Source organism: Blautia sp. CAG:237 (genome assembly GCF_000436615.1).
Classification (GTDB): domain Bacteria; phylum Bacillota; class Clostridia; order Lachnospirales; family Lachnospiraceae; genus Blautia_A; species Blautia_A intestinihominis.
This window is the reverse complement of sequence record NZ_FR886722.1, coordinates 49,568-73,683: the sequence shown is the minus strand read 5'-3', so window position 1 is coordinate 73,683 and position 24,116 is coordinate 49,568. Positions and strand designations below refer to the sequence as shown.

Here is a 24,116-nt window from a genome sequence, read left to right as displayed (position 1 = left end):
CAATATAAGCATATCAAAAAAAGCAGAAGATATCTAATCCTTTTAGGAATAAATATCTTCTGCTTTTAAGTTAATGACATTGCAAATTTGAAAGGTTTTTATTTTTGCCAAATTGTGTCAATTATACAGATTAGTGTGATATGCTTGAACTTGTTAAATGGTTTTTATATTCGTTATATAGATATGAATGGAATATTTGGCATGAACGAAGATGCTAGATTACGGATTTATATCGCAATTACAGTTTGGATTTGCGTTAATAGTTGTGTGAATTTGGTGTTTTTAACATATTTATACTAGAGTTATTAATAACACTAGAAGCGAAAAGCTGAAAAAAATATGTCGTAAAAAAATTATAATTCCGGGAGAAAAACAAGAAGATGGATATGAGATATTGGTCTATCCGAGAGAACTTTCGTACAGAGAATGGATTTATAGAGTGGAAAAATGCTTTAGGAATCAATTCAGAGGAAGTAGCTGGGAGTATAGGGAAAGTGTAGGTGAATTAAAAGAAAATGTGCATATGCTAATTGAAGAAGACAGAGAGCAGGAAAAAATCAGGATATTTGTGCAGATGTATGTAGATATATTGAGTAATACATATATAGAACAATTAAACAAGTTTTTGTACAAAAAAATCCGAAGTGGTTTGAGAAAAGGTGACCTACCATTAGGAAATCCTTATCTTATGTATGTCATATGCGTTCAAAAAAAATCTGAAACATTTGAAAATATCTTTTGCAAATCAATAAAAGCAGGTCAGGAAGATTGCTTTTTAATAGGAGTTGTATTAGATGAATATATGATATATATGCCAAAAATGAAAAACAATGTACAGGATATGCAATATCAGGAAATGAAAACAGAATTTATGGAAATATTAAAATTTATTCCATTAGATGATTGTTGATAAAATCGGAGGCGGTTTCCCTGCCGCTTCCATTTTTATACCTTTTTTTAAGAGAATTTTATACGAAAGATGAGGTGAAGGAACATGAAATATAAAATTTTTACAGCCACAGCACTGGCGGGTGGTACATTTGCTGCATTGTTTGGCGGATGGGATAAAGCTTTACAGACGTTGGTGATTTTTATGATTGTGGACTGGATCACAGGTGGCATTCTTCTGCCGGTAGTATTTGGCAGAAGTCCAAAGTCCCCAAACGGAGCACTGGAAAGCAGAGCCGGATGGAAAGGACTTTGTCATAAGGCGATGACATTATTTTATGTGCTGATAGCAGCACAATTGGACAGTCTTCTTGGAATTGATTATGCACGGGATGTGGTCTGCGTTGGATTTATCGCGAATGAAACGTTGTCCATTGTAGAAAATGCAGGACTGATGGGCATTCCGCTTCCGGAAGGAATTAAAAGAGCAGTGGATGTCCTGAAAACATCAGCAGAAAGTAAGATGAAGGAAAATGGCTAGACTGAAAGAACTGTTAAAACTGGCAGAACAGCAGATTGGGTATCAGGAAAAAGCATCAGCTGCGATGCTGGATGATCCACATGGGAATGCCGGATATAATAACTATACAAAATATGCAAGAGATGTAAATAACTGGGGACTGGATGGATGTCAGGGACAACCCTGGTGTGCGACGTATCAGTTCTGGCTGGAAGCCAGGATATTTGGAGTAGAGACAGCATTAAAACATTTTTGCATGAGCAGAAACAGTTATCGTGCCTATAACTGTTTTGAGATCTATGATGCATTTGAGAGAAAAGGAAAAATTTCCAGAAGTCCCGGAATTGGCTCACTGATAGTATTTCGACATTCGCATATAGGACGGGTAATTGATGTCAGGAATGGATATGTTTATACGAATGAAGGAAATACTTCTGCACTATATGGCGACAGTAACGGCGGTACTGTAAAAACCAAGAAATATCAGATCGGAGATTCATCAATAAAAGGGTATTGCCTGATAGATTATAAAGAGGACAATACTACGATTTCAGAAGATCAGGCAGACACGAAACAGGAAAATTTGCGTGTAAAGGAATATCAGGAATGGCTGAATTACTGGTATGGAACGCTGCTGAAAAAATACTGTGGCAGCATTTTGACTTTAGACGGGCAGTATGGAAGCAGAACGAGGAAAGCCTCGCTGACTGTGTGGAAAGATGTAGTAAATCGTTTATATGGTGGAAAATTGTCTCTTGATGGAGAACTCTTTGATTCTGAATGCATGAATACTGCCAGGACAATAGTGCTGTCGTTCGGAAGTTCCGGTACGCTTACAGCGATAGCAGAGGGAATTCTAGCAGCAGAAGGTATGTATATGGGAAATATTGATGCACAGTTTGGCACGGAAATGAAAAAATCAACAAAAACATTTCAGATGAAGTATGGGCTTGATCCGGACGGAGAGGTTGGAAAAGAGACCTGGACGGCTTTGTTTGGCATTATGGGTAATAAAACGGACTGAACTGAAATTTTCTCATTTTTGTGAAAAGTGCCAGTTATGAAAAAAGACTTGCAAATAAGAACTAATGTTCGTATAATTGCATTAAGAGCTATCAGACGAAGGAGGTGCTTTTTTTATGAAGTGTGTGTTTGACAGTAAGCGTATAGAAATGGGGAATCGCATACGTACATTGCGGAAGAGAAGAGTGGGAAGTCAGTCAGAATTTGCGGAGAAACTGGATGTATCTGTTATCACAATATCCCGGATAGAGAATGGCATGACAAAGATTGATGCAGAACTTCTGATCAAGATGTCAGAGGTTCTGCAGGTACCGGTGAATATCATCCTTGGAATTGGGCAGCAGGAATATTTTGTATAAATACAGTTTGGGTCAATAGATATTGATTGGGAGCACAAAAGATGGAAATTCTGGTAAGCGTAGGAATGATTATATTTGCCATTGCTTTTTTTTATGTATATTTTTTGGCATCAGCAATATTGTTTTGTGATGCCCCGGTTTCATTGATAGGTGCACTTTTTTCATTCTTTTGTTTGTGTCCGATTGGAAGACACAAAATACACATTGGCAGAGAAATGAAGTATCGATGGGCAGATTGTATAAGTGAAGTAAATCCTCTTTATGTGGCTGGATTTTTCAGGAAAAACGCATCAGATAAGAATATATTATCGAATCTTAAAGGGAAATTTTACTGTGAAACTGCGTTATGTGGGATTTGGGCAATAGCGTTTATATGCAAAATATATATGAATGCAAATATCTGGAAAATATGTGACTATATATTTGGAGGCTGTTTTGTGGTTGTTGAAGTGGTCTGGTGTTATTATGCTCTGTATTATAAATGGTATTACAATGAGGCTTTTCGTTACACAGAGGGACCGGATCATATATGGAAACCTTTCAGCAATATAGCGGAATATTCCAGAAATCCTCAATTTGCAAGTTCGTATTATTATTATCGTGTGCCGTTTGAAGAGATTAAGAACAAAATAGAGCAAGAATGTACTTCGCAGCAATATATTTTTGCAGGAGCATATAGCAAAAAGGAAGTGCACTCTATAATTTACTGGAAGAAAACGGAGAAGTCTGTTGAGATTTTACAGTTGGGGCAGATGCAGAAATATTCCGAAGAAAACATGCAGATATTAAATGAATTTTTTGCACATTTCTGGAAACAGGAACTGAGTGCGGAAAAACAAAAAGTAAAAGTTATTGCAATCTTGTGCATAGAAAATGCAAACCGGGAACTGAGGAGACATTTATTAAGCCTATGCTACGTTGACCAAAAAGATGGAGAACAGGGAAGATACAGACTTCCAGTAGTTATCCTGCATCAGGAAGAACCGCAGGTTCAGATTTTACCGTTATATTCAAAGTGGCGTGGTAAGAAAGAATATGATGAAATGAAAGAAGAAGTCAGTTCTATCCTGGGATTGAGTACTACAAGGGAAGAAGAATGAGCATAAATCGGAGGCGACTTTTTGCTGCCTCTGATTTTTCTATATTCACCCAAAGAAAACACTTGTTCGAAAAATGGAAGTGTAGTATACTTAATAAAGAATGGATAAGGAGAATGTATGAAACAGTTAGAAAAGGCCAGGAAATACGAAGAACTGTATAAGGAATTGTTTGACAGGAACAGTAAGGTAACCACGATTTGTCTGCTGTTGTGTGGTGCTTTTTGGGTGTTAAAACTCTACGTGTTGAGTGAACAGTGTCTTATATTGTTTTTCTTTTCTGGCGGACTGTATGGGGTGAGGCGAATTCATCGAGAGTATGTTCAACTGGGCGAATATTATTTGCCAGATCAGCTAAGAACATCATCTACCTGTAACAAAGTACTGTATAAAGGTAATGTAATTCCTGTTAGCAGGGCAAATGTAATTGATGTCTGGATATTGGTATGCTGTTTGGGGGCGGCGACGCTTTTGTTATGGATTGAATGCATCTTCAGTAAAGATATTGAAGGCACTCCGGCACTTATAATGTTTTATGGCATTGTGCCTGTTATATGTCTGGAATATATTTCTGGGTTTCGTACAGTGCATAGAAGGCTCAAACGTCTGACATGGAAAAATTTTCGATATCATATAGGTTGGTGTAACATCGGTGAAAAACTGCCGAAACAATATAAACTGGGAAATTGTGAGATAACAAAGGAAAACAGGATTTTTTTCAGGACATACTATACTGTAAAGACAACCAAAACTAATAACATCTATAAGAAAGTCATGTATTGTAGAAAAGAAGAAATAAATATAGGGTCTACATACGTTCTGTACGAAATCTGTGGTGTCCGATATATACAATAGCAAATCCATAAATCGAGGGAAAAATATAGTCGAACTGGAATTCTCGGGCATTGAGTATCTGAAATTGTTTCCGTATGATGAAGAATATACCTGTGAAATCCTTGGAGTAACTCTGATATTGGAGGACGGCAAAATATTCTGGTGTGACTGTGATGGCATATCAAAAGAAGAATTTCCAGATTACAGGGGAATTTCAATTTGCGCGTCGGAACTTAGGTGGCGCTGGGTAGATGGAAATAATATAGAAACAGAGCGGGAATAAGGGGCTAAATGGCTGGACGAAACGCGAATGGCTATGCTATAATGACCCACGATATAGAGAATTTTCGTGAAGCACATATATATAGAAGGGAGCACATCCAAGAATGATAGATCAGAGCAAAATCCGTAATTTTTGTATCATTGCACATATAGACCATGGCAAGTCTACGCTTGCTGACCGAATTATCGAGATGACTGGTACGCTGACTGAGCGTGAGATGCAGTCTCAGGTCCTTGACAATATGGAACTGGAGAGGGAGCGTGGTATCACGATCAAATCCCAGGCAGTCCGTATCGTGTACAAGGCGAGTGACGGGGAGGAATATATCTTCAACCTGATCGATACCCCAGGACATGTCGATTTTAACTATGAGGTTTCCCGAAGCCTTGCAGCCTGTGACGGCGCAATTCTTGTCGTGGATGCGGCACAGGGAATCGAGGCACAGACACTGGCGAACGTATATCTTGCACTGGATCATGATCTGGATGTCCTTCCGGTCATCAACAAGATCGATCTTCCGAGCGCAGAGCCGGATCGAGTTGTCAATGAGATCGAGGACGTGATCGGAATCGAGGCACACGATGCACCGAGGATCTCAGCCAAGACAGGACTGAATGTAGAGGAAGTTCTGGAGCAGATCGTTACGAAGATCCCTGCACCGAACGGTGATGTGGATGCACCGCTCAAAGCGTTGATCTTTGACTCCATTTATGATGCATACAAGGGCGTTATCGTATTCTGCCGTGTGCTGGATGGCCGTGTAAAGAAAGGAACACAGATCCGCATGATGGCGACAGGATTTACGACAGAAGTTGTAGAGGTAGGTTATTTTGGCGCAGGTCAGTTCATTCCATGTGACGAGCTGACAGCAGGCATGGTTGGATACATTACAGCAAGTATCAAGAACCTCGGAGATACCAGAGTCGGTGATACAGTAACGGATAATGAGAGACCGTGTGCAGAAGCACTTCCAGGATATAAGAAAGTACAGCCGATGGTTTACTGCGGACTTTATCCGGCAGATGGTGCCAAGTACGGCGATCTGAGAGATGCACTTGAGAAGCTGCAGTTAAACGATGCTTCCCTGTTCTTCGAACCAGAGACATCTGTGGCACTGGGCTTTGGTTTCCGCTGTGGTTTCCTTGGTCTTCTTCATCTGGAGATCATTCAGGAGCGTCTGGAGAGAGAGTACAATCTGGATCTGGTAACGACAGCACCGGGTGTTATCTACAAGGTTTACAAGACAAACGGCGATATGATCGAACTGACCAACCCATCCAATCTCCCGGATCCGTCAGAGATCGAATACATGGAAGAGCCGATGGTAAATGCCGAGATCATGGTAACAACCGAGTTTATCGGCGCAATCATGGATCTCTGTCAGGAACGCCGTGGCCAGTACATCGGAATGGAATATATGGAAGAGACGAGAGCACTTCTGAAATACAAACTGCCTCTGAATGAGATCATCTATGATTTCTTCGATGCACTCAAATCCCGTTCCAGAGGATATGCTTCCCTCGATTACGAGCTCTGCGGTTACGAGCGCAGTGATCTGGTCAAACTGGATATCCTTGTTAATAAGGAAGAAGTCGATGCCCTTTCCTTCATCGTACATGCAGATACTGCCTACGAGCGAGGACGTAAGATGTGCGAGAAACTCAAAGAAGAAATTCCGAGACAGTTATTCGAGATCCCGATCCAGGCTGCGATCGGAAGCAAGGTTATCGCCAGAGAGACTGTCCGTGCCATGCGTAAGGACGTACTTGCCAAATGTTACGGTGGTGATATTTCCCGTAAGAAGAAACTTCTGGAGAAACAGAAGGAAGGTAAGAAGCGTATGCGCCAGGTAGGAAACGTAGAAATCCCACAGAAAGCGTTTATGAGTGTCCTGAAGCTGGACGATAAATAATCGTTCGGGAATCGGAGGATAATAATGAAAAAAACAAGATCACGTTTATTGCTGACAGGTGCAGTCCTTCTGATGTGTACACTTCTGGCGGGCTGCGGATGCGGCAAGAAGAAAGCAGCAGATCCGGAAACAGAAGAAGTTATCAAGATCAGCATCACACCGGAGCCAACGCCTACGACTGCACCGGAGCAGGTAAATTCTGCAGCAGTTGTTTCAAGTGGTGGCGTAACGATGGTAAACAGCTATCTTGATGAGAATGCCGGATCTACATCTGCCAATACAGCAAGTGGAGCTGCGGTTGTGTCAGACAGTACTACGTCAGATAATGCTTCGACAGCAGATAATTCCAGTTTGTCAGACAACAGCACATCTGCGGATGCAAATATGTCTTCTGATACAGAGGGCGATTCTTCCGACAGCGGAGACAGCCAAGATTATTCAGAAGATGACAGCAGCCAGGATGATTCAGAATATGACGACAGTGAGGAAGATTACAGTGAGGAATACTAAGATTCCGCTGGAGTTATATGTGCACATTCCGTTCTGCGTCCGCAAATGCCAGTACTGTGATTTCCTTTCCGGACCGTCAGACCAGAAGACACGGGACGACTATGTAGATGCGTTGTGCAGGGAGATAAGAAGCATCTCACAGAAAAAAGTATATGAGGTCGTTTCTATATTCATCGGCGGCGGAACTCCATCTGTGCTCAGTGGAGAGCAGCTTTGCCGGATCATGGATGAGATAAAACAGGCATTTATTCTGAGTGAAGATACAGAGATCACAATGGAGGCAAATCCGGGAACAGTCAGTCTGGAGCAGTTGAAACTTTGCCACGAAGCCGGTATCAATCGAATAAGTTTTGGACTTCAGTCCACGGTGCAGCAGGAACTTGACATGCTCGGAAGGATCCACACCTACGAAGAATTTCTCCAGAGTTATCACTGGGCGAGGAAAGCTGGATTTTCCAACATCAATGTAGACCTGATGTTTGCAATACCGGGGCAGACCTGCGAGAACTGGAAGCACAATCTGGAAACCATCGCAGAACTTTCACCGGAGCACATTTCGGCCTACAGTCTGATCATCGAGGAGGGAACACCTTTCGCACAGAAGAAACTGATCCTTCCAACAGAAGATGAAGAATACCAGATGTACGAGGACACCGCGGAAATCCTGAGAAAATATGGATTCCATCAATATGAGATATCCAATTATGCCCGTGACGGCTTCGAGTGCAGACACAACAAGGGTTACTGGCAGCGCACAGAATATCTGGGGGCCGGTCTGGGAGCGGCATCATTATTTCAGGGAAAGCGTTTCAGCAATACCAGAGATATGCAGACATATCTGGCAGACAGCACAGAACCGGAGAAGATCCGGGAGGATGTTACAACGCTTTCCAGAAACAACGAAATAGAAGAATTCATGTTCCTGGGACTGCGTATGACAGAGGGAATCTCAGAAAGACAGTTTGAGAGAAATTTTGGATGCAGGATAGAGGATATTTATGGCTCTGTTCTGGCAAAATATAAAGAGATGGATCTGCTGGAACATACAGGCGAGTTCTGGCGATTTACAAGGAAAGGAATCCATGTGAGCAATCCAGTCCTGGCAGATTTTCTGCTGGATGAGTGAAACAGGAGGAGAGCTGGAACTCCCGGAGCAAACAGTAATACAGAATCAATAGTAGAGTTACTGAGAACAGTAATACTACAGAGAAACAGTGCAAATTAGATATAATGAGAAAGCAGAGGAGCATAAGAAATTATGGCGGAACATACAACTGAGAAGAAATTTATCCGGATTCGGGGTGCGAATGTAAATAACCTCAAGAATCTGAGCGTAGATATCCCAAGAGATGAATTTGTAGTACTGACAGGAGTCAGTGGTTCCGGCAAGTCTTCTCTGGCTTTTGATACCATTTATGCGGAAGGACAGAGACGCTATATGGAGTCTCTGTCTTCTTATGCGAGACAGTTTCTGGGACAGATGGAGAAACCAGACGTGGAGTCGATCGAGGGACTGCCGCCTGCAATCTCCATTGATCAGAAATCTACAAACAGAAACCCGCGATCTACCGTAGGAACAGTAACTGAGATCTACGATTACTTCCGTCTTCTGTATGCAAGAATCGGAATTCCGCATTGCCCGAAGTGTGGCAAAGAGATCAAGAAACAGACTGTAGACCAGATGGTAGACCACATCATGTCACTGCCGGAGAGGACCAAGATCCAGCTTCTTGCACCGGTAGTCCGGGGACGCAAGGGAACCCATGCGAAACTTCTGGATCAGGCGAAGCGAAGCGGATATGTCCGCGTCCTGATCGACGGAAACATGTATGAACTTTCCGAAGAGATCAAACTGGACAAGAACATCAAACACAATATCGAGATTGTAGTAGACCGTCTGGTAGTTAAACCAGGCATTGAGAAACGACTGTCAGATTCCATCGAGACTGTCCTTGATCTTGCAGACGGACTTTTGATGGTGGACACGATGGATGGAAATATCATAAATTTCAGCCAGAGTTTTTCCTGCCCGGACTGTCAGATCAGTATTGATGAGATCGAGCCGAGAAGTTTTTCTTTCAACAATCCGTTTGGAGCCTGCCCGGACTGTTTCGGTCTGGGATACAAGATGGAGTTCGATGTCGACCTGATGATACCGGACAAATCCTTAAGCATTTCAGAGGGAGCCATTACTGTGATGGGATGGCAGTCCTGCACAGACAAGGGAAGTTTTACAAGAGCGATCCTGGATGCACTGGCAAATGAATACCATTTCAGTCTGGATACTCCATTTCAGGATTATCCGGAAGAAATCAAGAACATTCTGATCCACGGAACCAATGGACACTCTGTCAAGGTCTACTACAAAGGACAGCGTGGAGAGGGAATCTATGACATCACATTCCCGGGACTTATCAAGAACGTGGAGCAGCGATACAAAGAAACAGGTTCTGACGCAATGAAGCAGGAATATGAATCCTTTATGCGCATCACCCCATGTAAGACCTGTAAGGGACAGCGACTGAAGAAAGAATCACTTGCTGTCACAGTCGGAGATAAGAATATTTATGAGATAACAGCGCTCTCCATAGAGAGGCTGTGTGATTTCCTGAAAGACCTGAAGCTTTCCAGCCAGCAGGAGCTGATCGGAAAGCAGATCCTCAAAGAAATCCGTGCGAGAGTTGGGTTCCTTGCAGAAGTAGGTCTGGATTATCTTTCTTTAAGCCGTGCGACCGCGACACTTTCCGGCGGGGAAGCGCAGAGGATCCGTCTTGCGACACAGATCGGCTCCGGGCTGGTCGGAGTTGCCTATATCCTGGATGAGCCGAGTATTGGACTTCATCAGAGAGATAATGACAAACTGCTGAGGGCACTGATGCGCCTCCGTGATCTGGGGAACAGCCTGATCGTGGTGGAACATGACGAGGATACCATGCGTGCTGCGGACTGTGTTGTGGATATCGGACCGGGGGCAGGCGAACACGGTGGAAAACTTGTCGAGATCGGAACAGCAGAGACACTGATGCAGAATCCGGATTCTGTCACAGGCGCATATTTAAGTGGCAGGATCAAGATTCCGGTGCCGACGGAGCGCAAACAGCCGACAGGATGGCTTAAGATCCGCGGAGCAGCGGAGAATAATCTCAAGCAGGTCAATGTGGATATCCCACTGGGCGTTATGACGAGTGTTACGGGAGTCAGCGGTTCCGGCAAGAGCTCCCTGATCAACGAAGTACTGTACAAGACTCTGGCAAGAGACCTGAACCGTGCGCGGACTATCCCGGGCAAACATAAGGAAATCCAGGGACTTGACCAGCTTGATAAGGTCATCAATATCGATCAGTCGCCGATCGGACGTACACCGAGGTCCAATCCGGCAACGTATACAGGCGTTTTTGACCAGATCCGAGATCTTTTTGCCGCGACTGCAGATGCGAAGGCAAGAGGTTACAAGAAGGGACGTTTCAGTTTTAACGTCAAGGGCGGACGCTGTGAGGCATGCAGCGGTGACGGAATCATCAAGATCGAGATGCATTTCCTGGCAGATGTCTATGTTCCATGTGAAGTGTGCAAGGGTAAACGTTATAACAGAGAAACGCTGGAAGTGAAATACAAAGACAAAAGTATTTACGATGTCCTGAATATGACAGTCGAGGAAGCACTGGGATTTTTTGAAAACGTTCCATCTATCCGCCGTAAGATCCAGACACTGTACGATGTAGGACTTTCCTATATCCGTCTTGGTCAGCCGTCCACTGAACTTTCCGGCGGCGAGGCGCAGAGGATCAAGCTTGCGACAGAACTCAGCAAACGAAGCACCGGAAGGACGATCTACATTCTGGATGAGCCGACGACAGGACTTCATTTCGCGGATGTACACAAGCTGGTTGAGATCCTGAAGCGTCTGACAGACGGCGGAAATACCGTTGTAGTCATCGAGCATAACCTGGACGTCATCAAGACAGCAGATTATATTATAGATATGGGACCGGAAGGCGGTGACCGTGGAGGTACGGTGATCGCAACAGGAACACCGGAACAGATCGCAGAGTGCCCGGAATCCTACACGGGCCAGTATGTGAAGAAATACCTGCAGCAATAGAGAAAATTGGGAAGGAGGCTATTATGCCTGCAAATGATATTGGAATCGATATGGGAACCAGCAGTTGTCTGGTTTATTCCACCGGCAAAGGTCTGATCCTCAAGGAGCCGACGGTGGTAGTATATGACAAGGATACAGAAAAGATCAAAGCAATTGGCGAGGAAGCAAAGCAAGTGGCGGGACATGCCTCTTCTAATATAGAGGTGATCCGTCCGATCCGCCAGGGCGTGATCACGGATTTCATTGTAATGGAAAAAATGCTCAAATATTTTATCCCGAAAGCAATGGGACGAAGAGCTTTTCGCAAACCCCGCATCAGCATCTGTGTGCCAAGCGGGATCACGGAGATCGAGCGCCGGGCAGTGGAGGAAGCAACCTTCCAGGCTGGCGCACGGGAAGTTTTTCTGGTCGAAGAACCGATCGCAGCAGCAATCGGCGCCGGTGTGGACATCACGAAACCATTTGGAAATCTGATCGTGGATATCGGAGGCGGAACGACAGATGTGGCAGTGATTTCCCTGGGCGGTGTTGTCGTCTCTTCTACGATCAAGGTAGCAGGGGATACGTTTGATCAGGCGATCATGAGCTACATACGCCGGACACATGGACTTTTTATTGGAGAGGACACTGCCGAGACGATCAAGATCAAGATCGGTACCGCGATTGAGGAAGCAAATCCGAGAGTGATGGAAGTCAAGGGACGAAATATCCTGACGGGTCTTCCAAAGACCATCAAGCTGACTTCGGAGGAAATCCGTGTGGCACTTAAGGATGCCACAAATCAGATCGTAGAGACCGTTCATGGTGTTTTGGAAAAGACACCGCCGGAACTTGCAGCAGATATCGTGGACCGTGGAATTGTTCTTGCAGGAGGCGGCGCAATGTTGAGTGGAATGGACACTCTGATCGAACAGAGAACAGGGGTAAATACACTGACGGTACAGAATGCAGTGAATGTAGTAGCTGTTGGAACTGGAAAATATGCAGAGATCATGGCGAGAATGGAAGAATGACCGCAGAGATCCGTGAACACAGAAACCAGGAATATCTGAAGTTTACTTTGGATGTCCTGGTTTTGCTGTACGGAATTCTGAGAAGCAGAAGAGAGGAACTATGAGTGAAAGCGTGACAGGGTATATCGATCATGTGATTTTTCGAAACGAAGAAAACGGATATACCGTAATGATATTAAAGGGCGTAGAAGATGAGGAAGAACTGACCTGTGTCGGATCATTTCCGGTGATTACGATGGGGGCTTCCGTGGAACTTACCGGAAATTATATCCAGCATCCGGTCTATGGAAAACAGTTTCAGGCAGCAACTCTTACCGAAAAAATGCCGGAAGATGCCATGGCAATGGAACGTTATCTGGGATCAGGCGCGATCAAAGGCATCGGTGCGGCACTGGCGGCAAGGATTGTGAGACGTTTTGGGCGTGAGACGCTTCGGATCGTGGAGGAAGAGCCGGAACGGCTGGCAGAGGTCAAGGGGATCAGTGAAAAAAAGGCGAGAGAAATTGCAGCGCAGGTTTCTGAGAAGGCTGACATGCGAAAAGCAATGATGTTTTTGCAGAAATATGGGATTTCTCTGAATCTCGGAGCCAAAATCTATCAGAAATATGGAGAAACAGTCTACAGTGTACTTCAGGAAAATCCTTACCGGCTTGCAGATGATATCAGTGGTATTGGTTTCAAGATTGCGGACGAGATCGCTTACAGGATTGGAATCCATACAGATTCAGATTACAGAATCCGAAGCGGGATGATGTATACTCTTTTGCAGGCATCAGGAGACGGACATGTATATCTTCCAAAGGAAGAACTGTTCCAGAGGGCTTCGGAACTTCTGGGGGTGGATCCTTCCTATATGGAAAAACATCTGATGGATCTTTCTGTAGACCGCAAGCTGGTGCAGAAAGAAGAGAACGGAGTGGTCCTGGTCTATCCGACCATGTACTATTATCTGGAACTTAACACAGCAAGAATGCTTAAGGAACTGGATATTCTCTATCCGGAAGATCCAGAGATGATCAACAGGAGAATCGCACAGATTGAAAAGGAAACAGACACTGTTCTGGATGAAATGCAGAAAAAAGCTGTCACAGAGGCGGCATGTCATGGTCTGTTTGTTCTGACAGGAGGTCCCGGAACAGGAAAAACAACCACGATCAATGCGATCATCCAGTATTTTGAGGGAGAGGGAGCAGAGATCCGGCTTGCTGCACCGACAGGAAGAGCGGCCAAACGAATGACAGAGGCGACCGGCTACGAGGCACAGACAATTCACAGACTCCTGGAATTATCCGGAATGCCTGAGGATGACAATAAGAGTGGTCAGGCAGTTCATTTTGAGAGAAATGCGGAGAACCCTCTGGAAGCAGATGTCATTATCATTGATGAGATGTCGATGGTGGATATTCAGCTGATACATTCACTTCTCCAGGCAATCATTGCAGGGACGAGACTGATTCTGGTAGGTGATGAGAATCAGCTTCCAAGCGTGGGACCGGGAAATGTACTTCGCGACATTATCAGAAGCATGGCATTTCCGGTAGTAGAGCTTAAGAAGATTTTCCGGCAGGCATCAGAGAGTGATATTGTCGTAAATGCACACAAGATCAACAAGGGAGAACAGGTGGTTCTTGACAATAAGAGCCGTGATTTCTTTTTTCTTAAGAGATATGATGCAGACATTATCATTCGCGTGGTAATTGCACTGATTCAGGAAAAACTTCCGAAATATGTAGAGGCGAAGCCTTTTGATATTCAGGTCCTGACTCCTATGAGGAAAGGACTTCTTGGCGTGGAACGGCTGAATCAGATTCTCCAGAGATACCTGAATCCGCCGGATGCATCAAAGAAAGAAAGAGAAAATGCACACGGACTTTTCCGCGAGGGCGATAAAGTCATGCAGATTCGGAATAACTACCAGATGGAATGGGAAATCCGGGGCCTGTATGGTATTCCAATTGAGAAAGGTATTGGTGTATTTAATGGAGATACCGGAATCCTCAGGACGATCAATGACTTTGCCGAGACAGCCGAGGTGGAATTTGAGGATGGCAGATGGGCAGAATATTCTTTCAAACAGCTGGACGAACTGGAACTTGCCTATGCGATCACGATACATAAATCGCAGGGGTCTGAATATCCTGCAGTTGTAATTCCGCTTCTGTCCGGACCAAGGATGCTTCTGAACAGAAATCTTCTTTATACAGCTGTTACCAGGGCGCGTAAGTGCGTAACCGTTGTCGGCAGTGAGGAGACATTCCGGGAAATGATCCGGAATGAGAAACAACAGCAGAGATACAGCTCACTGGATCGGAGAATCTGTGAGACAGAAGAGTAAGAGTGCTTCATCGGGGAGAAAGGACTTACTTGGAGAAATTTTTGAATATCCTGTATCCGAGACGCTGCCCGGTCTGTCATCAGATCCTTACTGAAAAGGGAATACTTGTCTGCCGGGCATGTGAGAACCAGCTGCATCCGATCATAAAGGATTATTGTCTCAAATGCGGAAGACCGGTGGCGCCGGAGGTGGAATTCTGTCCGGAGTGTCGGAAAGTGCACAGAGAGTTCGACAGAGGGAGAGGCGTTTTTCTCTATAATAACAGAATGCGGCAGTCGCTGCTTCACTACAAATATTATGGGAGCCGGGAATATGGTGAATACTATGCTGCTTCTATATGCAGATATATGGAAAGAGACATCCGGGCATGGAATCCGGAGGTGATCATTCCCGTTCCTATGTATCCGCGGAAGCAGCGGGAGAGAGGATTTAACCAGGCGGCAGACATTGCAGACAGGGTCGGAAGAAATCTGAAGATTCCGGTACCGGATCAGATCATACGAAAGACAAAGAATACCCGGTCGCAGAAAAAACTGAGTGCTGCTGAAAGAAAGCAGAATCTGAGAGAGGCCTTTCAGATTACTGAGAGAATGGACGGACTCAGTATACTTGTCATGGATGACGTGTACACAACAGGAAGTACGATAGAAGCAATGGCTCATGTCCTTAAGGGAGCAGGTGCAGACAGAGTGTTTTTTGTGACTCTCTGCATGGGCTGGATATGATAACAGCAGGGCATCGGCGGTGAAAAAAGGCTTTTCATGGTCATGGATATATGTTACAATTAATCTATATGAGTATTTCTGTCCGGTGGAAAGAAATACGGTTTTGTAAGGAGCAGACTATGATCAACGAAGAAAAAGTTAAGATAATGACAAAGCTTGCCATGTATGAGCAGGGCAGGGGCAGGAAACATCTTCCGGTCAGCAGATATTACAGAAGTGACTATATCGGGCTGGCACTGATCAAGAATTTTTTCCTGGTTACGATCGGATATGTGCTGATTGTTGCGGCAGTAGCGGTATATTTTGGAGAATATCTTCTGGAGAATATTCACAGAATGAATCTGGTCACACTTGGAATCTATCTGATTATCGGTTATGTGATTGTTCTTGCAGCGTATTCTATTCTGACGTATATTCAGTATTCCGTGAAATATTATCAGGCAAAGAAGAGTGTACGGGAATATTACAGCCAGCTTACAGAGCTGAATAAGATCTATGCGCGGGAAGAAAAGAAAATGTCCGCCAGAGGAACAGCGGGAGGTTATCGGAAATGACAGCATTACTGGAATTTAAACAGAAAATCAAAGGCTTATTTGCACAGTATGAAGTGTATGTGATGCCTCTTTTGAAATTTATCCTGGCACTGGTTTATTTTATATGGATTAACAGCAACATGGGATATGTGAAAGCTCTTGATAATATATTTGTAGTATTGATTCTGGCACTTGTCTGCAGTGTCCTTCCGACAGGAATGATTGTTTTTGCAGGATGTGCGATGATGGTGGCACACTGTTATGCACTCGGAATAGAAGTTGCCGGTTTCCTGCTGGTGCTTCTTCTTTTCATGCTGATTCTGTTTCTGAGATTCAGCGCAGGCAAGAACATTGTAATGGTGTTTACGCCACTGGCATTTGCATTTGATCTTCCGGCATTGCTGCCAATCGGATGCGGCCTTCTGAGTTCAACGGTATCTGCACTTCCGGCAGGCGGTGGCGTGATCATTTACTATTTTGTTCGCTATGTGAGAGTACAGTCCCAGGCACTTATGAGTGCTGATATGCAGATAGTAGACAAACTGACACTTCTTTCAGATGGCATTATGAAGAATGGTGAGATGTGGCTGACACTGCTTACATTTGTTGTTGTGATTCTTGCAGTCCAGCTGATCCGTACGAGACAGTTTGATTATGCATGGAGAATTGCAATCATTGCAGGCGGCGTGCTCTATCTTGTACTTATGCTTGCAGGCAGCATGTATTTTGGATTTTCTGTTCCTGTTGCATCACAGGTTATTTTTACCGTAGTTGCAGTTCTGCTTGGAATTGTTCTTGAATTCTTTGTGTTCGGAGGCGATTATACAAGAACAGAGCGTCTGGAATATGAGGATGATGATTATTACTATTATGTCAAGGCTGTGCCGAAGGCGCTGGTTGCAACTTCTGAGAGAAGCATCAAGAAGATCAACGGCGAGCCTGCACGCGATGACAGGAAACAGAATGAGCGTGTAGTGAATTTTTCTGCACCATTGTTCCAGGGAGCGGTTCCTCCGGAAAAAGAAAAAGCAGAACCGGATGTGACAGAAAATACGGCTGCTATCGAGAAAGCAGATCTCGATGACATCGATTTCGAAAAGAAACTGGAAGAATCACTGAAGGATCTGTGATCAGAACCGTAATTTATAACAGACAGAATATAACAACAAATAAAAAGACTAGGAGGAAAGCGTGTTTATGCAGAATATCACGGGTATAATGGGAAGGTATCTTTCGGATATCAATTTACCATCCATGAATATCATTGATATCATAGAAATTATTCTGATCTCATTTTTTGTGTATCAGTTTATGGTATGGATCAAATTTACCCGTGCTTATACCCTGCTCAAAGGACTTCTGGTCATTGGCGCTTTTCTTGTGATCGCTTATATCTTCAAGATGAATACGATCCTCTGGATCGTGTCCAGGCTGGCGGGGGCACTGATTACGGCAATCGTGGTTATTTTCCAGCCGGAACTCCGCAAGGTTGTGGAGCAGCTTGGACAGAAGAAGATCATGGCTTCTATTATTCCGTTTGATTCCGGCAAGGAAGTCAAGGAACGTTTTGCAGACAAAACAGTTAACGAACTGATCAAAGCCTGCTTCGACATGGGTGAAGTCAAGACAGGAGCACTGATTGTAATTGAGCAGGAGATCCGCCTGGATGAGTATATCCGGACAGGTATTAATGTAGATGCGATCCTGACGAGCCAGCTTCTGATCAATATCTTTGAACACAATACACCACTTCATGATGGGGCGGTGATCGTAAGAAAGAACCGGATCGTGGCGGCTACCTGTTATCTTCCGCTTTCAGATAATATGGAACTGAGCAAGCAGCTTGGAACGAGACACCGTGCAGGTGTGGGAATCAGTGAGGTGACAGATTCTGTGACGATCATTGTTTCTGAGGAAACCGGTCAGGTTTCCGTGGCAGAGGGAGGAAGGCTGATGCGGAATGTCAGCAGCACTGAACTCCGTGAAGTGCTTGAGAGGGCACAGAACAAGAAAATTGTAGATAACAATAAACTGAGACAATTTTTTAAGGGGAGAGTGAAGCATGAAGAAAAAAGTGGCAAATAATATCTCTCTGAAAATCCTGTCTCTTATTATTGCAGTAGTCGTATGGCTCCTGGTTGTAAACATTGACAATCCGATCGGGACGAAGTCTTTCGTGGTTTCAGATGTACAGCTTCTAAATGAGGCATATATTGATGCAGACGGTAAGATGTGTATACAGGACAGTGAACAGACACCGATCCGTGTGACGATCAAGGCACAGCGCAAGATCCTTGATAAGCTCACAGTCGCGGATCTTCGCGCAACAGCAGATCTGCAGCAGGCAGTAAGCCTGGATACAGATCCTGTGATGGTGCCGATTACGGTTTCCTGTGAGAAGGTTTTACCGAATAATATTGAGGTAACTCCGAATAATCTGAGTCTCCATCTGGAAGATAAGGATACACAGGAATTTGTGGTAAATGTTACTACCAATAATACGAAACCAGACAAGAGATATGAGGTAGGTTCTCTGACCTCCAATCCGGAGAAAATCAAGATTACAGGACCGAAGTCTCTTATTAATAAAATAGATAAAGTGAATGCTTCTATTGATGTGGACGGGGCAACAGAGGATGTGACCCAGGAAACAGAAGTGAAGATCATTGACAAGAATGGAGAGGAATTCTCCGACACAGATGCAGGTTATCTTAATATTTCCAAAGTTTATGTGACTGCAAGGTTGTGGAAAGTTCAAACTGATGTTAAAATAAGTGCGGAATACACAGGTACTCCGGCAAGTGGATATCAGGTGGAGAGTGTCAGTACGACTCCGAATGTGATCAGTATCGCAGGAAGTGAGGAGGCACTGGACAGCCTGAAGGATCAGAATAATACAATCTGGGTATCAGGAAATGCGGTTGATATTTCAGGTCGGGACAGTGATTTTGAGGCAAAGATCAATATTTCAGATTATTTGCCGGAAGGACTGAAGCTGACCAGTGATTCCAGTGAGGATGTTTTTGTCAGAGTGAATATTCTGCCGGAAGGCAGCAATGTCTGTGAGGTTCCAACCAAGAACATTACTGTTGAGAACCAGCCGGATGGAATGCAGGTGGCATTTGATACCGCCAATATAGAAGTCCGGATAAAGAAATCCGATGAAAGCCTGGATGATCTGACAGAAGATGAAATCAAAGCTTCTATTGATCTGGATGGCAAGGAAGAGGGCAGTTATGAAGTTCCGGTAAATGTCAGTGTTCCGAAGGGATATGAACTGGTAGATGAAGTTACCACAGGCGTGGAAGTTTCCAGAATTTCCACAGCAGATACAGGTAATTAATTACAGGAGATACAGAAGATGATCAGTCAGAAGATAACAGTCAGCAATCCGTCAGGGCTGCATCTGCGCCCGGCAGGGAATTTGTGTAATGAAGCAATTAAGTATGAATCCAGAATTGAATTTCTCTTTAGCGGAGGAAGCGCAAATGCCAAAAGCGTTTTGAGCGTTCTGGGTGCCTGCGTGAAATGTGGAGATGAGATTGAACTTATCTGTGATGGCATTGATGAGCAGGCGGCAATGGAAGCTTTGACCAGTGCAATCAGCAATGGTCTTGGTGAATAAAGGTGTTATGAGAATAAGGAGGAGAAGTTGTGAAGAAACGAGTTGTGGCAGTTTTACTGAGTCTGTCTATGTGCATGGCTACTGCAGCAGAAGCGACAGTTGCCAGTGCAGCGGATTTTTCTGCGGAAATTACAGCTGCAGAGGATAATGATGAATCTGTTGCAGATGAAACAGCGGACAGTCAGGGTGTAGAGGATTCTACAGTAACAATAGAGGACGGTGAAGTATCTGATGAAGAACAGAATGATGCAGAGACAACACCGGAAGCAGATGTGGCAGATGCAGCTGATTCAGAGGATGAAGTAGTTGTAGATTTCAGCCCAGAAGAAGATTTTACTTCTGATGCAGTATCAGCAGACCAGGTTGTTGATGACAGCACAGCTGATGCAGTTTCTTATACAGGAGAGAATGTAGTAAGCAGCACAGAGGCAGTTCTTTCTTATCACAGATGGGAGCCAATCACTGTTGGTGGACAGCTTAGATGGAAACTTGAAAAAATCAGTGGAACCAAGACAGCATCCGCAGAGGAAGCAGGAGATGCTGTACAGACAGACGATGCAGCAGATGCTGATGTTTCAACAGATGAGGCTGTTGAGGCAGATGTGGCAGGAGAAGCAGAAGAAACATCTGAAACAGATGGAGAAACAGCGGAGGTATCCGGAACAGTCGAGGAAACAGCAGATGCAGCAGAAGAAGTATCTGAAATTACCGAAGATACGGATACAGATGCAGTGAGTACAACAAAATCTTACTACACAGCAACGGATGGTCTGGTAAAGATCACCACACTGGATGGAGATGGAAATACAGTTTTCACCGCAAAATACGCTTTTGATGAGAAAGGCTATCTGATCACAGGAACAAGCCTTGTAGGCACCAACGGAGATGACCGCTATTATTTTGCAACAGCAGATGAAGTAGAGATCACAAAACCGGATGTAAACAGTGCTTACAGTGAAGTTGTAGCTCCATACAACTCCGCACTTGGTCAGATGCAGACAAATAAATGGGTATGGGATGGAAAGAAATTCACATACTTTAACAAGACAGGTGTCCTGGAATCCAAAAAAGAGGGAATCTACAAGATCGACAGTGACTATTATTATCTCAAGAGCACCGGTGTGCCGTTCATAGGAGAAAAAAGCACTACATACAATGGCAAATCAGGACTTTACTGGTTCAAGAGTGCATCCGGTTCAAAGGATATTCCGGGTAAGATGGCAAGAAATACCTGGATTGGAATCAACAACAACAGATGGCGTTACTTCGGAAGTGACGGACGTTATGTAAAGAAAGGTGTCGGAGCATACAAGGTTCTGAATAACAGCTCCAGGCTGTATCTCCTTGATGCAAACGGATATCTTATCAAAGGAAAACAGGTCAAAGGCGCTGATGGATATTATTACATGTCCAACAGCTCAGGTATTGCATATGCAAACCGTCTTGTTAAGGTTGGAAACTATAGATACTACTTTACTTCCAACGGCCGTCGTGCAACATGGAGAAATCGCTGGGTACAGCTTGCAGGAACAGGTTCTACCAAGTACGGCAGATATTACTACTTCGGAAGCGTTGCAGGACGTGTAGAAGAAAAGAAGGGAATGCAGAAGGTAGTTGTTAACAACAAATTTATCGGATGGTTCCTGTTTACAAATGGTGGTAACAACTATCAGAAAGCATGGAGTGGTTCCAGATACTTCCTCGAAGACGGACGTATGGCAAGTGGTGTTACCAAGGTAAATGGCAAATACTACTTCTTCCAGAGATCCAGCACAACACAGTATCGTGGTCAGATGTATAAAGGAACCTGGATCAAGTATAATAATAAGTATTATTATGCAGCATCCAATGGTATTCTTCCGGTTTCTGGATGGAGAAGAATCAGATGTGACGGTAAGATGTATTACTTCTGCTTCTCCAATTGTGCAGCACTGACAAACAGAAGTGCTACCCGCGCAGGAACCAAGGGATGGCTGGACAGCAGAGGAAGATTTACAACAGGATGGGTAACCATCGATTCCAGCAGAAACCTGGCACGTTATATCAACCCGGCAACAGGTAAATGGTATACAAATACCACAGCATGGATTGACGGTGTAAACTATCGTTTCAATAAATACGGAAACCGTGTTTATGACAGAACCAGCGAGTTCAAGCGCAGCAGATATTATCTGGAATGTGACCGTACAAACGGTGTTATGACTGTATACACAGACAGCAGCAAGAAGTATCCGATCAAGACGATCCGTGTTTCCGTAGGTAATCCTACATCACTGACTATAGCAGGAACCTTCACACTGACAAGATCTCTTCGCTGGCAGCCGCTGATGGGACCATCCTGGGGACAGTATGGTACTCATGTAGTAAATGGAATCTTTGTTCATTCCGTAGCAAGTGGTCTGATGAATGGAAATAACCTTCCGGCAAGCGAATATCTGAAACTTGGAAGCCCTGCATCTCATGGATGTATCCGTGCCTGCGTTGCAGACGCGAAATGGGTATATGAGAACTGCAATGGTTCCAAGCTCCGCGTATTCGATGGTAAATACAGTGCCGATGAATGCTACAAGGGACCTCTGGGAAGAAGACCTCTTACACCACTGAGAGGGAGCAAGACTTTCGACCCGACAGACCCGAATTACGCAAACAGATAATCAGAACAAAATAAACGCTCTCCCCTGGGGGGAGGGCGTTTTTCAGGAGGAAAAGAAAATATGAGAACATACCTGGTAACAGGCGGTGCCGGATTCATCGGTTCCAACTACATTCATTACATGTTTCAGAAATACGACAACGAGATCCGTATCATCAATGTAGACAAGCTGACGTATGCAGGAAACCTTGAGAACCTCAAGGACATTGAGAATAGAGAGAACTACACTTTCGTTAAGGCTGATATCTGCGACAGCGAAGCTATCATGAAGATCTTTGATGAGAATGATATTGACCGTGTCGTTCATTTTGCAGCAGAGAGCCATGTAGACAGAAGCATCCGTAACCCGGAAGTCTTTGTCAAGACAAACGTACTTGGTACTCTGGTCATGCTGAATGCAGCCAAATCTGCATGGGAACTTCCGGATGGAACCTTTAAACCGGACAAGAAATTCCTTCATGTATCCACAGACGAAGTATACGGCTCCCTCGAGGAAGATGGCGGCTTTTTCTATGAGACAACTCCATATGATCCGCACAGCCCGTACTCTGCAAGCAAGGCATCCTCTGATATGCTGGTAAAATCCTACATGGATACCTACAAATTCCCGGCAAACATCACAAACTGCAGTAACAACTACGGACCATACCAGTTCCCGGAGAAACTGATCCCGCTGATCATCAACAATGCGCTCCAGGGCAAGAAGCTTCCGGTATATGGTGACGGCAAGAATGTCCGCGACTGGCTCTATGTTATGGATCATGCCAAGGGAATCGACATGGTACAGGAGAAGGGACGTCTGTTCGAGACATATAACATCGGCGGACACAATGAGAAACAGAATATCCAGATCATCCATATCATTCTTGATACTCTTCAGGAAATGCTTCCGGAGGGAGATCCGCGTAAAGAACTCGTAAGCGAAAACCTGATCACTTACGTAGAGGACCGCAAGGGTCATGACCGTCGTTATGCGATCGCACCGGACAAGATCAAAGAAGAAGTTGGCTGGTATCCGGAGACATGTTTTGAGGATGGAATTCGCCTGACGATCCAGTGGTTCTTTGAGCATGAGGACTGGATGAAGAATGTTACCAGTGGTGACTATCAGAAATATTACAACGAAATGTACAAAACCAAATAAAACGCTCCGATCATTCAGACGGAGGCTGGAAATGCTGCAGGCATCGGAGGAGTCTCTGAGGCTTGCGGCATTTTTTGATGTTAGAAAGGATAATCATGAAAAAGATTGTAATCATCGGGGCAAATGATTTTCAGAAGCCACTGATTCAAAAAGCAAAAGAAATGGGATATGAAACGCACGTATTCGCCTGGAGAGAGGGCGCAACCGGTGCGGAGGATGCGGATTTTTTTTATGAGATCAGTATTGTGGAGATGGATGCGATCCTGGAAGAATGCCGGAAGATCAAACCGGATGCAGTTGCTACCATAGGCTCAGATCTTGCGAATATCACGGTACAGTATCTGGCAGAGAAACTGGGACTTCCGGGAAACAGCAGTGAATGTATCAGGCAGTCTACCAACAAATATGCCATGCGGAGCGCTTTCCAGAAAGCCGGGATCCCGGTTCCGTATTTTGCATGCGTCGGAGAAGGCGAGAGCGTGGAACCGGAGCATTTCCCGGTGATCGTCAAACCGACAGATCGTTCCGGCAGCAGAGCGATCACCAAGGTCACAGATCCG

The 24,116-nt window shown here is 44.5% G+C and carries 21 protein-coding genes; all 21 read left to right on the top strand.

Translation table 11 applies throughout. The features are described from left to right. The first annotated feature begins 439 nt into the window (after positions 1–439). Complete coding sequence (locus tag QZL69_RS06015; protein WP_173907245.1) at positions 440–910, top strand: hypothetical protein; 471 nt, start codon at positions 440–442, stop codon at positions 908–910. Between the two features lie 84 nt (positions 911–994). Next, on the top strand, positions 995–1,429 hold the full coding sequence (locus QZL69_RS06010; RefSeq protein WP_022214325.1) for a phage holin family protein: 435 nt from the start codon (positions 995–997) through the stop codon (positions 1,427–1,429). Beyond that, positions 1,422–2,432 carry a peptidoglycan-binding domain-containing protein gene (locus QZL69_RS06005; RefSeq protein ID WP_022214324.1) on the top strand — a complete coding sequence of 337 codons (1,011 nt, stop codon included), beginning with the start codon at positions 1,422–1,424 and terminating at the stop codon, positions 2,430–2,432. Before QZL69_RS06010 ends, QZL69_RS06005 begins: the two co-directional genes overlap by 8 nt. Positions 2,433–2,547: 115 nt before the next feature. After that, positions 2,548–2,790 carry a helix-turn-helix domain-containing protein gene (locus QZL69_RS06000; protein WP_022214323.1) on the top strand — a complete coding sequence of 81 codons (243 nt, stop codon included), beginning with the start codon at positions 2,548–2,550 and terminating at the stop codon, positions 2,788–2,790. A gap of 41 nt (positions 2,791–2,831) precedes the next feature. Next, positions 2,832–3,890 (top strand): hypothetical protein, encoded by a 1,059-nt coding sequence (locus QZL69_RS05995; RefSeq protein WP_022214322.1) that lies wholly within the window; start codon positions 2,832–2,834, stop codon positions 3,888–3,890. A gap of 117 nt (positions 3,891–4,007) precedes the next feature. After that, positions 4,008–4,742 carry a hypothetical protein gene (locus QZL69_RS05990; protein ID WP_022214321.1) on the top strand — a complete coding sequence of 245 codons (735 nt, stop codon included), beginning with the start codon at positions 4,008–4,010 and terminating at the stop codon, positions 4,740–4,742. Positions 4,743–5,107: 365 nt separating this feature from the next. Continuing rightward, positions 5,108–6,916, top strand: coding sequence for a translation elongation factor 4 (gene lepA, locus QZL69_RS05985; RefSeq protein WP_022214320.1), 1,809 nt, complete (start codon positions 5,108–5,110; stop codon positions 6,914–6,916). Positions 6,917–6,940: 24 nt separating this feature from the next. Beyond that, positions 6,941–7,426, top strand: a complete 486-nt coding sequence (locus tag QZL69_RS05980; RefSeq protein ID WP_022214319.1) for a hypothetical protein — start codon at positions 6,941–6,943, stop codon at positions 7,424–7,426. Then, positions 7,389–8,552, top strand: a complete 1,164-nt coding sequence (gene hemW, locus QZL69_RS05975) for a radical SAM family heme chaperone HemW (protein ID WP_173906872.1) — start codon at positions 7,389–7,391, stop codon at positions 8,550–8,552. The genes QZL69_RS05980 and hemW overlap by 38 nt, the downstream gene beginning before the upstream one ends. A 132-nt stretch (positions 8,553–8,684) precedes the next feature. Then, positions 8,685–11,528 carry an excinuclease ABC subunit UvrA gene (uvrA, locus tag QZL69_RS05970; protein WP_022214317.1) on the top strand — a complete coding sequence of 948 codons (2,844 nt, stop codon included), beginning with the start codon at positions 8,685–8,687 and terminating at the stop codon, positions 11,526–11,528. A 23-nt stretch (positions 11,529–11,551) separates the two neighbouring features. Next, on the top strand, positions 11,552–12,541 hold the full coding sequence (locus tag QZL69_RS05965) for a rod shape-determining protein (RefSeq protein WP_022214316.1): 990 nt from the start codon (positions 11,552–11,554) through the stop codon (positions 12,539–12,541). 100 nt (positions 12,542–12,641) lie between these two features. Beyond that, positions 12,642–14,876, top strand: a complete 2,235-nt coding sequence (recD2, locus tag QZL69_RS05960) for an SF1B family DNA helicase RecD2 (RefSeq protein ID WP_022214314.1) — start codon at positions 12,642–12,644, stop codon at positions 14,874–14,876. Positions 14,877–14,905: 29 nt separating this feature from the next. After that, complete coding sequence (locus QZL69_RS05955; RefSeq protein WP_173906871.1) at positions 14,906–15,601, top strand: ComF family protein; 696 nt, start codon at positions 14,906–14,908, stop codon at positions 15,599–15,601. 119 nt (positions 15,602–15,720) lie between these two features. Then, positions 15,721–16,155 carry a hypothetical protein gene (locus QZL69_RS05950; RefSeq protein WP_022214312.1) on the top strand — a complete coding sequence of 145 codons (435 nt, stop codon included), beginning with the start codon at positions 15,721–15,723 and terminating at the stop codon, positions 16,153–16,155. After that, the gene (locus tag QZL69_RS05945) at positions 16,152–17,264 is read left to right on the top strand and encodes a hypothetical protein (RefSeq protein ID WP_022214311.1); all 1,113 of its coding nucleotides are present in this window, start codon (positions 16,152–16,154) and stop codon (positions 17,262–17,264) included. Before QZL69_RS05950 ends, QZL69_RS05945 begins: the two co-directional genes overlap by 4 nt. Before the next feature lie 67 nt (positions 17,265–17,331). Beyond that, positions 17,332–18,219 carry a diadenylate cyclase CdaA gene (cdaA, locus tag QZL69_RS05940; protein ID WP_022214310.1) on the top strand — a complete coding sequence of 296 codons (888 nt, stop codon included), beginning with the start codon at positions 17,332–17,334 and terminating at the stop codon, positions 18,217–18,219. Beyond that, positions 18,197–19,477 carry a CdaR family protein gene (locus tag QZL69_RS05935; protein WP_022214309.1) on the top strand — a complete coding sequence of 427 codons (1,281 nt, stop codon included), beginning with the start codon at positions 18,197–18,199 and terminating at the stop codon, positions 19,475–19,477. The genes cdaA and QZL69_RS05935 overlap by 23 nt, the downstream gene beginning before the upstream one ends. 18 nt (positions 19,478–19,495) lie before the next feature. Then, positions 19,496–19,759, top strand: a complete 264-nt coding sequence (locus QZL69_RS05930) for an HPr family phosphocarrier protein (RefSeq protein ID WP_022214308.1) — start codon at positions 19,496–19,498, stop codon at positions 19,757–19,759. A gap of 29 nt (positions 19,760–19,788) precedes the next feature. Then, on the top strand, positions 19,789–22,413 hold the full coding sequence (locus tag QZL69_RS05925; protein ID WP_022214307.1) for a L,D-transpeptidase family protein: 2,625 nt from the start codon (positions 19,789–19,791) through the stop codon (positions 22,411–22,413). Between the two features lie 60 nt (positions 22,414–22,473). Continuing rightward, a complete protein-coding gene (gene rfbB, locus QZL69_RS05920; protein WP_022214306.1) occupies positions 22,474–23,556 on the top strand; it encodes a dTDP-glucose 4,6-dehydratase in 1,083 nt (360 codons plus the stop codon). A 95-nt stretch (positions 23,557–23,651) separates the two neighbouring features. Next, on the top strand, positions 23,652–24,116 hold a 465-nt coding region (locus QZL69_RS05915), incomplete at its 3' end, for a hypothetical protein (RefSeq protein WP_330361749.1).

Bases quoted from the DNA above. Each gene is read 5' to 3' on its own strand.
- QZL69_RS05965 (WP_022214316.1), top strand. From the start codon at position 11,552: ATGCCTGCAAATGATATTGGAATCGATATGGGAACCAGCAGTTGTCTG.
- QZL69_RS05945 (WP_022214311.1), top strand. From the start codon at position 16,152: ATGACAGCATTACTGGAATTTAAACAGAAAATCAAAGGCTTATTTGCA.
- QZL69_RS05995 (WP_022214322.1), top strand. From the start codon at position 2,832: ATGGAAATTCTGGTAAGCGTAGGAATGATTATATTTGCCATTGCTTTT.
- QZL69_RS05950 (WP_022214312.1), top strand. From the start codon at position 15,721: ATGATCAACGAAGAAAAAGTTAAGATAATGACAAAGCTTGCCATGTAT.
- hemW (WP_173906872.1), top strand. From the start codon at position 7,389: ATGACGACAGTGAGGAAGATTACAGTGAGGAATACTAAGATTCCGCTG.
- QZL69_RS06010 (WP_022214325.1), top strand. From the start codon at position 995: ATGAAATATAAAATTTTTACAGCCACAGCACTGGCGGGTGGTACATTT.
- recD2 (WP_022214314.1), top strand. From the start codon at position 12,642: ATGAGTGAAAGCGTGACAGGGTATATCGATCATGTGATTTTTCGAAAC.
- rfbB (WP_022214306.1), top strand. From the start codon at position 22,474: ATGAGAACATACCTGGTAACAGGCGGTGCCGGATTCATCGGTTCCAAC.
- cdaA (WP_022214310.1), top strand. From the start codon at position 17,332: ATGCAGAATATCACGGGTATAATGGGAAGGTATCTTTCGGATATCAAT.
- QZL69_RS05990 (WP_022214321.1), top strand. From the start codon at position 4,008: ATGAAACAGTTAGAAAAGGCCAGGAAATACGAAGAACTGTATAAGGAA.
- QZL69_RS05935 (WP_022214309.1), top strand. From the start codon at position 18,197: ATGAAGAAAAAAGTGGCAAATAATATCTCTCTGAAAATCCTGTCTCTT.
- lepA (WP_022214320.1), top strand. From the start codon at position 5,108: ATGATAGATCAGAGCAAAATCCGTAATTTTTGTATCATTGCACATATA.
- QZL69_RS06000 (WP_022214323.1), top strand. From the start codon at position 2,548: ATGAAGTGTGTGTTTGACAGTAAGCGTATAGAAATGGGGAATCGCATA.
- QZL69_RS05930 (WP_022214308.1), top strand. From the start codon at position 19,496: ATGATCAGTCAGAAGATAACAGTCAGCAATCCGTCAGGGCTGCATCTG.
- uvrA (WP_022214317.1), top strand. From the start codon at position 8,685: ATGGCGGAACATACAACTGAGAAGAAATTTATCCGGATTCGGGGTGCG.
- QZL69_RS06005 (WP_022214324.1), top strand. From the start codon at position 1,422: ATGGCTAGACTGAAAGAACTGTTAAAACTGGCAGAACAGCAGATTGGG.
- QZL69_RS05980 (WP_022214319.1), top strand. From the start codon at position 6,941: ATGAAAAAAACAAGATCACGTTTATTGCTGACAGGTGCAGTCCTTCTG.